10 protein-coding genes and 1 pseudogene are annotated in these 12,244 nt (G+C 61.5%); 2 read left to right on the plus strand and 9 right to left on the minus strand.

The window, feature by feature from the left end; translation table 11 throughout:
* Positions 1-5: 5 nt before the first annotated feature.
* The 4 genes from murA to leuC all read right to left on the minus strand — a co-directional run bounded on the left by murA (position 6) and on the right by leuC (position 4,366).
* Positions 6-1,331, minus strand: a complete 1,326-nt coding sequence (gene murA / locus V3C33_10675; GenBank protein XAS65982.1) for a UDP-N-acetylglucosamine 1-carboxyvinyltransferase — start codon at positions 1,329-1,331, stop codon at positions 6-8.
* A gap of 127 nt (positions 1,332-1,458) precedes the next feature.
* Complete coding sequence (locus V3C33_10680) at positions 1,459-2,205, minus strand: DUF6270 domain-containing protein (protein ID XAS65983.1); 747 nt, start codon at positions 2,203-2,205, stop codon at positions 1,459-1,461.
* A 75-nt stretch (positions 2,206-2,280) separates the two neighbouring features.
* A complete protein-coding gene (leuD, locus tag V3C33_10685) occupies positions 2,281-2,889 on the minus strand; it encodes a 3-isopropylmalate dehydratase small subunit (GenBank protein ID XAS65984.1) in 609 nt (202 codons plus the stop codon).
* A 22-nt stretch (positions 2,890-2,911) separates the two neighbouring features.
* Complete coding sequence (gene leuC / locus V3C33_10690) at positions 2,912-4,366, minus strand: 3-isopropylmalate dehydratase large subunit (GenBank protein ID XAS65985.1); 1,455 nt, start codon at positions 4,364-4,366, stop codon at positions 2,912-2,914.
* 112 nt (positions 4,367-4,478) lie between these two features.
* Here leuC and V3C33_10695 point away from each other — a divergent pair, with 112 nt between their 5' ends.
* Together V3C33_10695 and V3C33_10700 are read left to right on the plus strand one after the other, a co-directional pair.
* Positions 4,479-5,198, plus strand: a complete 720-nt coding sequence (locus tag V3C33_10695) for an IclR family transcriptional regulator (GenBank protein XAS65986.1) — start codon at positions 4,479-4,481, stop codon at positions 5,196-5,198.
* A gap of 49 nt (positions 5,199-5,247) precedes the next feature.
* A complete protein-coding gene (locus V3C33_10700) occupies positions 5,248-5,784 on the plus strand; it encodes a DUF1697 domain-containing protein (GenBank protein XAS65987.1) in 537 nt (178 codons plus the stop codon).
* Between the two features lie 20 nt (positions 5,785-5,804).
* Here V3C33_10700 and V3C33_10705 read toward each other — a convergent pair whose 3' ends face one another.
* From V3C33_10705 to V3C33_10725, 5 genes and pseudogenes are all read right to left on the minus strand, one after another.
* Positions 5,805-7,424: a GTPase gene (locus tag V3C33_10705; protein XAS65988.1), complete on the minus strand. Its 1,620-nt coding sequence runs from the start codon at positions 7,422-7,424 to the stop codon at positions 5,805-5,807.
* Positions 7,421-9,186: pseudogene (locus V3C33_10710) on the minus strand (dynamin family protein). Before V3C33_10710 ends, V3C33_10705 begins: the two are co-directional and overlap by 4 nt.
* A gap of 148 nt (positions 9,187-9,334) precedes the next feature.
* Positions 9,335-10,330, minus strand: a complete 996-nt coding sequence (locus V3C33_10715) for a polysaccharide pyruvyl transferase family protein (protein ID XAS65989.1) — start codon at positions 10,328-10,330, stop codon at positions 9,335-9,337.
* 2 nt (positions 10,331-10,332) lie between these two features.
* Entirely contained in the window at positions 10,333-11,067 is a 735-nt protein-coding gene (locus V3C33_10720; protein ID XAS65990.1) for a hypothetical protein, read from the minus strand.
* Between the two features lie 59 nt (positions 11,068-11,126).
* Positions 11,127-12,197, minus strand: a complete 1,071-nt coding sequence (locus V3C33_10725; protein XAS65991.1) for a GSCFA domain-containing protein — start codon at positions 12,195-12,197, stop codon at positions 11,127-11,129.
* Positions 12,198-12,244: the final 47 nt, after the last annotated feature.

A 12,244-nucleotide genomic window follows, 5' to 3' on the forward strand; every position in this document is an offset into this window, starting at 1 on the left:
CACCGCTACTTCGCTGGGGTGATGTCGAAATCGGCGCCGAGGCCGGCAAGCTTTTCGGTAAACCGTTCGTAGCCGCGGTTGATGATGTCGATTCCGGTCACACGTGAGGTGCCGGTGGCCGCCAGCGCGGCAATGAGGTGGCTGAAGCCGCCCCGCAGGTCAGGGACGTCGATGTCGGTGCCCTTGAGCTGCGTCGGCCCGGAGATGACTGCCGAGTGCAGGAAGTTGCGCTGGCCGAACCGGCAGGGCACACTCCCCAGGCATTCGCGGTGCACCTGGATGTTGGCGCCCATGCGGATGAGAGCATCGGTAAAGCCGAAGCGGTTCTCGTACACGGTCTCATGCACGATGGACACGCCGTCGGCCTGCGTCAGTGCAACTACCAGCGGCTGCTGCCAGTCGGTCATAAAGCCGGGGTGCACGTCGGTCTCCAGAACCAGCGGATTGAGTTTGCCGCCGCGGTGGTAGAAGCGGATGCCGTCATCGCCGATGTCCATGCCGCCGCCCACCTTGCGGTAGGTGTTCAGGAACGTCATCATGTCCCGCTGCGATGCGCCTTCCACAAAGATGTCACCACGGGTGACCAGGGCCGCGGATGCCCACGACGCCGACTCGTTCCGGTCCGAGAGAGCGCGGTGGTTGTAGCCGCCCAGGTCCCGGACGCCCTCAATGCGGATGGTGCGGTCCGTCTGGACGCTGATGATGGCGCCCATCTTCTGCAGCACGGCAATGAGATCTACGATTTCAGGCTCGGTGGCGGCGCCGGAAAGTTCCGTGATGCCGTCGGCGCGGGTTGCGCTCAGCAGGACCTGTTCCGTGGCTCCAACGGAGGGATACGGCAGGGAAATCTTAGCCCCGTGCAGTCCCTTGGGTGCCGAGATATGGATGCCGCCGGGGCGCTTCTCTACCACTGCACCGAATTGCCGCAGGACATTCAGGTGGAAATCGATCGGGCGGTCGCCGATCTTGCAGCCGCCCAGATCCGGGATGAAGGCCTCGCCGATGGCGTGGATCAGGGGCCCGCACAGCAGTATGGGGATCCGCGAATCACCGGCGTGCGCGTCAATGGCCGTGCTGGGCGCGGTTTTGGCGTTCTTGGGGTCCAGGGTGAGATCACCCGTGACGGGATCCTTATCCACTGTCACGCCATGCAGCTGGAGGAGGCTGGTGACCACCTCGACGTCCTTGATTTCCGGCACGTTCCGCAGAACAGACGGCTCGTTGCCCAGCAACGCGGCCACCATGGCCTTGGGCACAAGGTTCTTGGCCCCGCGGACGGTGACGCGGCCTGTTAGCGGGACGCCTCCGCGGATTGTCAGAACACTACTCATATACCGGCTTCCTTACGACTACTCGCCCCCGAATGCTTACAAAGGCACCAGCTAAGCATAGGAGCTAGCGTTACTGAACCGAAATACCGGGCTCATCGAGGGATTGGGGGCGGCGTCCCACCGACCGCTACTTCCGAGATTGGACTGCCACGTTCGCCGCGCCCCGGATCTGGGCGGCGATCCAGGAATTTGCCTCAGTTCCAAAATGATATGTGGCGGCGCCGAACTTATGGTCCGAGGCAGCGTAGCGGACGTCCTCCGGCATGTTCAGGACGGTGTAGCCAAGACTCCTGATGTGAGCACAGCACTCGCCAAAGTAGGCATTCATCTCAGCTGTGGGCCGGCCTTGGAACTCCTCTACTGGTTCGCCGTTTTCTGTAACCTCGGCCCAGGGCGTACTGAGGACGATTGTTTTCTCCATAAGCCCCAGGGAGGTTAGTGCCTTAAAAAATCTGTTTGCCGCGGATTCCCAGAGCGTCCAGTGGCGCTCCGTGGCAACGTTGATAACTGGTTTGCGGCCTGGCACCATTTCGAGGCGTCCCGAACTGACCAGCTCATGGGAATTAGTCACGTAGCTTCCGTCCGGAAGCGCAACCACACCAGGCCGTTCATCGGTCAAGTCGATTACCAGTACATCGATGTCTGCCGCATGCCGACGCAATTGCTGCATGAGGCTCGACTTAATGTCGGCCGTCAGCGATCGATTCTGAGAAGCCGAACCGAGCGGATCGCCAGGCAAAAGCGCCGTTGGCTGCGACAGGGCGCTGATCATGGACTGGCGCGCGACGTAGGCGAGCAAATCATAACCGGCACCGATTTCCTGAAAAGCATCCCGCGACACGCAGCTGCCGTAGATCATGACGTTTTTTTGCATCCAAGTACCTTAACAGAAACGAGTTGTCGGACGTTCAGTTCCGTCTATCCCCACCGGCAGAACCTCGGTGAGCAATTACGTCTGGGAAAGCCGCGCCGGCAGGGTCTTCGGCTTGAAGGACGGCTGTGTGGCCTCATATGCCGTGATGTCTTCCTCATGCTGCAGGGTCAGGCCGATGTCATCGAGGCCTTCCAGCAGGCGCCAGCGCGTGTAGTCGTCGATCTCAAAAGGCGCCACTATGTTGCCGCAGATGGCGGTCTTGGAGACCAGGTCCACGGTGACCTCGGTTCCCGGAGCGTTCTCCAGGACCTTCCAGATGAGCTCGATGTCATCCTGGGCAAGTTCGGCAGCCAGCAGTCCCTGCTTGCCCGAGTTGCCGCGGAAAATATCGGCAAAACGTGAAGAAAGTACCGTTTTGAAGCCGTAGTCCTTCAGGGCCCAGACGGCGTGTTCGCGTGATGAACCGGTGCCGAAGTCCGGGCCGGCCACCAGAACGGAACCCACGTTGAAGGGCTCCTGGTTGAGGATGAACGCGGGGTCCTTGCGCCATGCCGAGAACAGGGCGTCCTCGAAGCCGGTGCGGGTGATGCGCTTGAGGTATACGGCCGGGATGATCTGGTCCGTATCAACGTTGCTCTGGCGCAGCGGGACGCCGATACCGGTGTGGGTGGTGAACTTTTCCATGGAGTCTTCCTCGGTGAATCGGTCAGGCGGCGTCTGAGTGGATGGCTGCCGGTTCAGGGGCCGGATCAAGGTCCGACGGCGAGCTCAGCGTTCCGCGGATGGCAGTGGCAGCTGCCACCACCGGCGAAACCAGGTGGGTGCGGCCACCCTTGCCCTGGCGCCCTTCGAAGTTTCGGTTGGACGTGGAGGCGCATCGCTCCCCCGGTTCCAGCTGGTCCGGGTTCATGCCCAGGCACATGGAGCAGCCGGCGAACCGCCATTCCGCGCCGAAATCCTTGAAGACCTTGTCCAGGCCTTCTGCCTCGGCCTCGAGCCGGACCCTCGCCGAACCCGGGACCACCAGCATCCGGATCTGCGGATCCTTTACACGGCCCCGGATGATGTCCGCAGCGGCACGCAGGTCCTCAATCCGGGAATTGGTGCAGGAGCCGAGGAACACCGTGTCCACCCGGATATCCTTCATGGGAGTTCCTGGCGCCAGGTCCATGTACTGCAGGGCACGCTCCGCGGCAGCCTTGGCGTTTTCGTCGCCGAAGTCCTCCGGCGAGGGCACCTTGGACGAGAGTGAAACGCCCTGGCCGGGGTTGGTGCCCCAGGTGACGAACGGTTCCAAAGTATCGGCGTCGAGTTCCACACTGACGTCGAAGACGGCGTCGTCATCGGTGCGGAGAGTGTTCCAGTATTCGACGGCGGCGTCCCACTCTGCACCTTCGGGCGCATGCGGGCGGCCGTTCATGTAGTCGTAGGTGGTCTGGTCCGGCGCCACCAGTCCCGCGCGGGCGCCCGCCTCGATGGACATGTTGCAGATGGTCATGCGGGCTTCCATGGACAGCGCCCGGATGGCTGATCCGCGGTATTCCAGGACGTAGCCCTGACCGCCGCCGGTTCCGATCTTGGCGATGACGGCCAGGATGATGTCCTTGGCCGTGACGCCGGGGCGCAGCGTGCCGTCCACGTTGATGGCCATGGTTTTGAAGGGCTTCAGCGACAGCGTCTGGGTGGCCATGACGTGCTCCACCTCGGAGGTTCCGATGCCCATGGCCAGAGCGCCGAAGGCTCCGTGCGTGGAGGTGTGCGAATCGCCGCAGACCACGGTCATGCCGGGCTGGGTGAGGCCCAGCTGCGGTCCCACCACGTGGACGATGCCCTGTTCGGCGTCGCCCAGAGAGTGCAGGCGCACACCGAATTCCTGGCAGTTGTTGCGCAGCGTCTGGATCTGCGTGCGGCTGGTGAGATCGGCAATCGGCTTGTCGATGTCCAGCGTGGGAGTGTTGTGGTCCTCGGTGGCGATGGTCAGGTCCGGGCGGCGCAGCTTGCGGCCGGCCAGGCGGAGCCCTTCGAAGGCCTGCGGGGACGTGACTTCGTGGACCAGATGAAGGTCAATGAAAAGAAGGTCGGGCTGGGCATTGACACCTTCGCCATCGCCCTTGCGCACCACGTGCGCGTCCCAGACCTTCTCGGCCAATGTCTTTGCCATGGCCATCTCCCTTCACTGCTGTTGGCTGTTTACGTCCACTGAATCAGCAGAGCCCCGCAATAAGCCAGTCGAAACATTTGCATCTCAGATAATGAGACGGCAATATCATTACATGGACAATTCTAGTGGAGTCGGTGTCATTGATAAAGCGGCCCATGTGCTTGACGCACTCGAGGCCGGGCCCACCACTCTGGCGCAGCTGGTGGCCGCGACCGGACTGGCAAGGCCGACCGTGCACAGGCTTGCACTGGCGCTGGTCCACCACCGGCTGGTCAGCCGCGACATCCAGGGCAGGTTCGTGCTTGGCAGCCGGCTCGTGGAGCTCGCGTCCGCAGCTGGCGAAGACCGCTTGATCGCCTCCGCCGGGCCGGTGCTCATGCAGCTGCGCGATGCCACGGGCGAGAGCGCGCAGATTTTCCGCCGCCAGGGCGACTGGCGGGTGTGCGTGGCCTCCGCGGAGCGCCCCATCGGCCTGCGGGACACCATCCCCGTGGGCACGCAGCTTTCCATGAAGGCCGGCTCGGCCGCCCAGGTGCTTCTGGCCTGGGAAGACCACGACCGTCTGCTCGAAGGCCTCCAGGCAGCGCGTTTCACGCCCACTGTCCTGGCGGGAGTACGACGGCGGGGCTGGGGCCAGAGCCTCGGCGAACGTGAGCCGGGGGTCGCCTCCGTTTCGGCACCGGTGCGCGGGCCCTCCGGCCGCGTCATTGCCGCCGTTTCGATTTCGGGCCCCATCGAGCGACTGACCCGTCAGCCCGGCCGGCTTCACGCCGAAGTTGTCTGCAATGCGGCCCGCGTCCTCACGGAAGCCCTCCGCAAGAACAACGACTGACACCTTCCAGGAAGCCTGTCGAAACGACCGGCCGCAGTAGGCTGTCCGCATGAGCAGCTATGCGGTGTTTCTCCGCGGAATTAACGTGGGCGGCATCAACATCAAGATGGCGGACCTCAAAGGGGCGCTGACGTCGCGCCCGTTCCAGGATGTGAAGACCCTCCTGGCGAGTGGCAACGTTGTCCTGAACAGTGCACTTGGCCCTGCGGCCGTCAAGAAGGAATTCGAGGACTGCCTCCGGGAGTCATTCGGATACGACGCCTGGGTGGTAGTGCTGACGTCGGCACGCGTTGCCGAACTAGTGGAAGCGTGCCCCTACCCTGCCGATGACAAGGCCACGCATACCTACATCACCCTGGCCTCGGACACCGCCACACTTGCGGATCTGTACGATGCCGGCGGCGCACTGGACGGAACGGAGCTGACCCGGCTCGGCCCGGAGGCCATGGCCTGGCTCGCCCCCGCCGGCGGCACTCTGGACAGCCCGTTCAGCAAACTCTCCTCGAAGCCGAAGTACAAGGCAACCACCACCACGCGCAACCTCCGGACCATGGTCAAGGTCCGGGACGCTGCGGCAGCCTTGTAAGCAGGTACGGCGAGAGGAAACTATTTGCCGCCGGCTGCCTTCAGTGCAGCATTGAACGATTCGAGCCGGATCACTTCAACCCCAACCGGCTCCACCACGAGCTGAACGGCAACCTGTGCCACGGCTGATCTGAGCCGCTTCTTTGCCGCCGCAGCACGCAGCCTGGCTCCCCCGGACGTGATGAACTTCGCGGTAATCGCCAGGAATATGCCAAGCACCACTCCCCCGGCAATCATGAGCGTGGGGATGGGCCAGCCCTCCACCCTGGGCACCTCCGGAACCGGCATCTGCAGGTAGCCCAGAACGGCCAGCACACCGAGCCATCCCAGCCCGCCCACGGCTGTCAGGAGGGCAAGCCACTGGACCACGTTGAAGACACCCCACCACCAGGACTTCCGCCCTGCCTTGAGATCCGTTCCCGCAATGGCCTGGTCCAGGGCATCCGGAAGCTGCTCCCGGCCTTCTCGGGCGGCACCGCGGATGGCTGCCCGCCAGGGCACGGGGGCGCCGAGGCTTGCCGAATCGGCGAACTCACGCACCGCCGAGTCCGTCCGTGCCCGTTCGGGGGCTCCGGCCGGAGGCAGGGAGGTCCGGTTCACTTCGGCCGTGGAATCCTCCCGGCGCAGATTGAGGCGGCGCAGCGGATCAGGCCGGAACTTCACCATCCACCGGGTAACCGGCCAGCCCGTGCGGCGGGTCGACTCATGTTTGTAGGACCGGGCCACTGCGTCAACTACCAGCGGGACGTTGGCCGCAATGGCAAGTTCTTCGGCGAGACGGGACGTGGTTCCGGATTTCACGCCGGCTGCCTCGCCGTCGCCCGAAGCATCCCGGAGCCGGGCCGAGGCCCTGGCCACGTCGGCCGCCAGCCGTTGCGACAATGCCTCGCGCTGGACCACCACGTGGCGGATTGCGGCGCGGACTCTATCCACCCCTGTGCCCGCGAGTGCGGAGGCACCGAGTACCGGTACCTTGCCCAGACCATCTCGGCCGAGGATCCCTTTCAGCGATTCCAGGACCGGCTCCACGTCCCCCTCGGGCAGCCGGTCGATCTGGTTCAGCACCACCAGCGTCACGGCGCCGTGCGATGAATGCGGGGTCAGGAAGTCATTGTGGACGGCGGCGTCGGCGTACTTCTGCGGATCAAGCACCCACACGAGCACGTCCAGGAGGCCCACCATGCGCTGCACGATCTCCCGGTTCGCTGCGCGTGTTGAGTCGAAATCCGGCAGGTCGAGGAGGATCAGCCCGGTGGTTTCGTCCGCGAATCCGGCCACGGGACCGGCATGGTGCCGGTTGCGGACCTCCAGCCAGTCCAGCAGCGGCTCGCTGTCGTCCGTTCCCCAGACGCTCGCCAAGGGTTCCGAAGTAGTGGGCCGGCGGGCTGCCGCCGTCGCAATTTCAGCACCGTTCACCGCGTTGAAAAGAGACGACTTACCGCTGCCGGTGGCACCGAAGAAGCCAACCACCGTGTGGTCTGCAGACAGTGAGCGCCGCGAGCTTGCACGCTCCAGCACCAGGAGCACCGCGTCCAGATCCTCATCGGGGAGGACTCCTTCGGCGAGTTCGCGGGCATCATGGAGCGCTTCGAGGCGGCGATGCAGCTGGGACGCCTCGCGGGCAACGCTGTGGCGGCTCATGCTGTCTCCGCCAGACGCATCAACGCCTTGGCATGGCGGGCCAGGACATCCGCGGATGCACCCTCCCCGGCCTCAAGCCTGGCCAGGAACCGTTGCTGCTCAGCCTGCAGCAGGTTCTGGCACCTCGTGCGGAGATCCTCCCGCGCCGTCTGCGCGAGGCGGCGGACGGCATCCTCGCCGAATACCGCTTCCAGCAGTTTCTGGCCGACGACGGCGGTCCCTCCCGCCACGCCGATTTCCAGGCCGGTCAGTCCCGCCGTCATGGAAAACACCACAATCATCAGAGCGGAGCCCAGGCCGTTGATGCCGAATGACAGCCATCTGGCCTGGGTGCGTTTGCCCTGGCCCTCAGTGCGGATCAGTTCCATCAGGCTGCCCTGCCACACCCTGATCTCGGCCGCTGCTTTTTCGGCGAAGCCGGTGCTTGTCCCGGAGAGATCGTCAGTGCCCAACAGCTGGCGTCCTGCGGGATCGGAGCGCCAGCGCTGTTCGGTATCCTCGGCGGCGTTGGCAGCTTCATCGATGATGACGGCCTGAAGTCCCGTTTCGATGGCCCTCTCGACCCTGACAGCCGGGGTGGGTTCGCCCCGGACGAACGCGCCTAGCCGGTCACGCAGGCGGCCGATGTTTTGCTCCAGCGCTCGGAAAAACTCCCCCGTGCCCACGAAGTCCTGCCATCGTGCCAGCACCTCGCCGCGGAGCAGCGCGCCGTCTTTGGTGGCTTCGAGGATCCGGGTGACTGCATCCTGATATGCGTCCCGGGCGTCCTGCCGCAGTGTTTGGGCGGCAGGACGCTGTTCCGCTGCGGCCTGCGCCACTGACCGGACCCGGCCACCGACTGCCTTAACGGTGCCGTTGAGGGTCAGCCTCGCAATGACTGCCCGGCCGGCAGCATCGGCTGCCAGTTCCCTCAACCAAAGCCGCAAGGGCTCCACGGCTTCGGCCGGCAACATGCCCAGCGGGTCCAGCCCTACTTCCCGAACAATGAACAGCCGTGCTTCGCCGAGCCCTTCGTGTTCCAGCATGGCGCGCAGGTCCATGCTGACTTCCGCCTCCGCGGAGGGCTGCACGCGGTCCAGCACCACAGCCACCATGATGTCGCGGGAAGCCGCATCGAGCAGCAGCCTCCAGGGGACGGCGTCGGCATAGCGGTTGGCTGATGTCACGAATACCCAGAGGTCGGCAGCGGCCAGCAGCTGGCCTGCGAGCTTCCGGTTATCGTCCGAGATGGAGTCGACATCGGGAGCATCCACCAGCGCGATCCCCTCGGGCACCGCGGGATCGCCCACCAACACGAGCGAGGAGATGGAGGCGAGGTCTGGCGTTACGCCGGCCTGGTTGGCTGGAACCGGGGTGGAGACCACGGTGCCCTTGATCCGAATGAGGCTCGGCAGCACCCGCTGGTCTTCTAACCAGCGGATGTCGGCGGGGTTGTGCAGCAGTACGGGCTGCCGCGTTGTGGGCCTGATGGCACCGGCCCTACTTACGGGGTGCCCCACCAGGGCGTTCACGAGTGTGGATTTGCCGGCACCGTGGAACCTCCGACTACGGCAAGCAGCGGAGCGTCCAAGCTGCGGTACCGCGGCAGAATGTAGTCATCCAGCTGTGCCAGTGAGTTTCTGATGACCAGCCGGGCCTGCTCCGCATCCGGGAGCGCGAGCGGAAGCGAGGCTGCCGCCAGATCGCGGTACACCGCTTCCAGCAGGGCTACGGCCGCGGAGGAGGACTGTGTTGCCTGCGGAGAATTGTTGGCTGGCAGCACAGGCTCGTCTTGGGAGGTCACAGCATCATCATGCCAGTACACTGGCGATTTGAGGTTCGGACATCACTGGGACCTGCATGGGGGCACAGGCGTGATTGATACCGACGTCAGTGCCGCGGCAGGGGGCGCCCGGCACTAACGTCGTCATCTACTGTGGCCGGAAATCGCTATTGATTGCCTTTACCACTGAATGGATTCCCTCAAAAGCTTCAACCCGCACTGACTTGAGCGAGTCATCTGAAAGCGGCATCTTGGCCAAACGAACCTTGTCCAGAAGCTGCTCGTCCACGGCACTTGATAGGAGGGGGGACCGACCGAGTCGCCGGTACAAATTGCGTGACTTTGACGTCGATGACAAAACGACGGAGGATACGCCGTAGCTCGTGGCTACTACCGTCCCATGGAACTTATTGGAAATGAGTACGTCCAGTCCGCCGATCGTTGAGCTGATCTCATCAATACTTTCGCTCTCAAAGATTATTTGCCCAGGCAAAGGAAAGTCCTGAGCCACCTTCAGATCCGCTGCGCGCGTCTTCCCTATGCCCATGACGATATTCAGGATATCGAATCCCTCAGACTGCAGTTGCTGACACACACCGATCAGTACCGACGGGTCTGCGTCGGCACGGTGCGTCCGGAGAGAAATTCCAGCAGTGGGCCGAGAAAACTTACGGGCGGGCGGATACATGGCGCCGAAGGCCAGGTCTGCATGGCACCTCACTTCGACGTTAGGCGTCAGCTTCTTCCGAATCCACTCTGCGCTTTCGATATCGCGAGCTGAAATGTAGCGAACATTCCTGTGCTGGAAGAAGTTTTGAAGCCGCTCCATAACATCAGGGGCTTCAGTCTTTATCCACGTGGGTACCCCCACGCCGGAAATATATACAGGCCGGTTGAGCCATGCCTTGTTCCAATAGAGCGGCGAAATCTTGTTGGGAATCACAAGATCACCGCCCCCTATGACAAATCCATCAAAATCTTTAACGATTTCACTCGCGGGGCGGCTAAAATACGGTGATTCCAGTTTGTCGTGGACCACTTTCGTTTCGTGGAACTTACCGACTGAATCCGTCCATATCCTGTGGAACAGTTCATCTCCATAGTTCCCCCAGCCGAAGAAACCTACTAGGCCAATGCGGGCCACATCTACTCCTTTGTGCCTAAGCTATTTCCGATACCTTGTAATACTTTTTCTTGCATGATCGATCTGGACACCAAATCACCATATTCACGATTCATATGATAGAAGTCTCCCTTCGCATAAAATGAATCAGGCGAAGGATCCGATGGTTGACCGAGACAGAATTCGGTTCGAGTCCACATATCGTCAATCACGGTTTCTTCGGGTGGGTTGACCACGTCAACACCCATCGCACGAACGCGATTGACCTGCTTCTCAAACTGGGCGAGCAGGAATGCCCTATTTCGATACCCGGCGAATGGCTGAAAAGAATCAAATCTTCCGCCGGAACGATTCAGCACCCACGCTGCGGGTAGCGGCCCTGGGACAAGGCTGATCGGCTTGTCAGTCAGTGTCCGTAGTTTCCTGATGAGAGCCAGAGCCTTCGTAGTATCCATGCCGGCGTTGTCATATCCATCGACCAGCTCCGGCACCAACAAGTGTTCCCCGACGGGCTCGGAGAGACAGTCAGGCTGGAAACTTGTCCACTTTTCCACCAGTCGGACTAGAGAAAATCCTAGACCAACCACCACGAAGGCGTCCCAGTCCTCGACGGCAACCATAGAGGAAATATTATCCCCTTCTTCAATCAGGAAAGAGGCCATTGCGCCCGCAGAGGCTCGACCGACCAGCTTCAGCGGCACTTTTCCATAGGTCCTGTCAATATAATGACCAATTCTAAGTCCCGACGTTTCACTCATTCTCTGAGCTGAAGCCGCCGCAACCGGACCGAGATGCGAATTACCAATCAAACAGATTCTCATACTGCGAACACCTCAAGAAGTGCTTCCTCACAATAAACAGCCTCGGCCGCAGCAGCCTCGAGCGATTCTTCTTTCACACGTTTCTCTATCGGGTGCTGATTGAAGAAATACGACATTACCTGATTCACTGTCTGAGGTAGAACTCCCCTTCCGGTGGCATCGAACGCATGATTCGGCAGGAAATTAGTTGTGACAATCTCGTAAGAAGGGAAGTAGTCAACGTCCGCGCATCTTCTTTCAATTTCTCCCGCAGCCGCGCGGAGTACAGACTTCGAGTATGTGGTCGCCGTCAGCACATGGTTGGACGTCGCGGTGGCGGCCAGCGGTACGGGCGAGACTGTGATCATGAATTTTACATTCGGATTGATGCGCCGCAACAAGATTCTGAACTCCAAAAAGTCACGAACGATCTCGTCATAATTAAAATTCTTGAACTGATACTTTTCTGGATCAAAACTGCCCGCTACTGTTCCAGGGGCGGTCGGAAAAATAGTCCCATCCTCAATAAGCTCCCACGCTTCAGTGAGTCCCATGGTGAAAACGAAAATGTCGGTCATGGCGAATAATTTCTTTACGCTCTTCAGATGAGCGGCGCGATGAGCGAGCACAGCCGCCGGCGAGTCATGCCCATTCGGCACAATTGACGGTCGAAGTGCGTCAAAATAGCGTCCGCCGCGCTCCCACACGATCTCTCCGGGGGTTTTCTGCTCGAGCACTTCTCGTGCGAGCTGCATCAATTGCCTTGTGTAATAAATGTTTCCAAACCGCGCAGAATAAATTCCGTAACCATATTCCGCTGCTGAGGCACCATCCAGATGAGGAGGAGCCGGCTCAACGTCCAGTACAGAGTATCCGTTCCGGCGAAGGTGCCGGCTGATGTGTTGAGCGAAGCAGCTGCCAGCCGTCGCTATACGTTGTTTTGGCGATATTGGGAACTTCTTAACGTACAAGTTCTCAATTTCCGTTATTTGCGACCCTTGAACGGCGGATTTCCAATACGTCTTTGCCGGATTTCCCCGATACGGTGAAACAGGCTGGCTGTTGGACGTCGGAGGTGAATAAGTCATGGCGTTCCTATCTATGGCACAGTGCGCAAACTGCATTGGCTCTCCCA

The sequence above is a fragment of the Micrococcaceae bacterium Sec5.7 genome (assembly GCA_039636785.1).
Classification (GTDB): Bacteria; Actinomycetota; Actinomycetes; order Actinomycetales; family Micrococcaceae; genus Arthrobacter.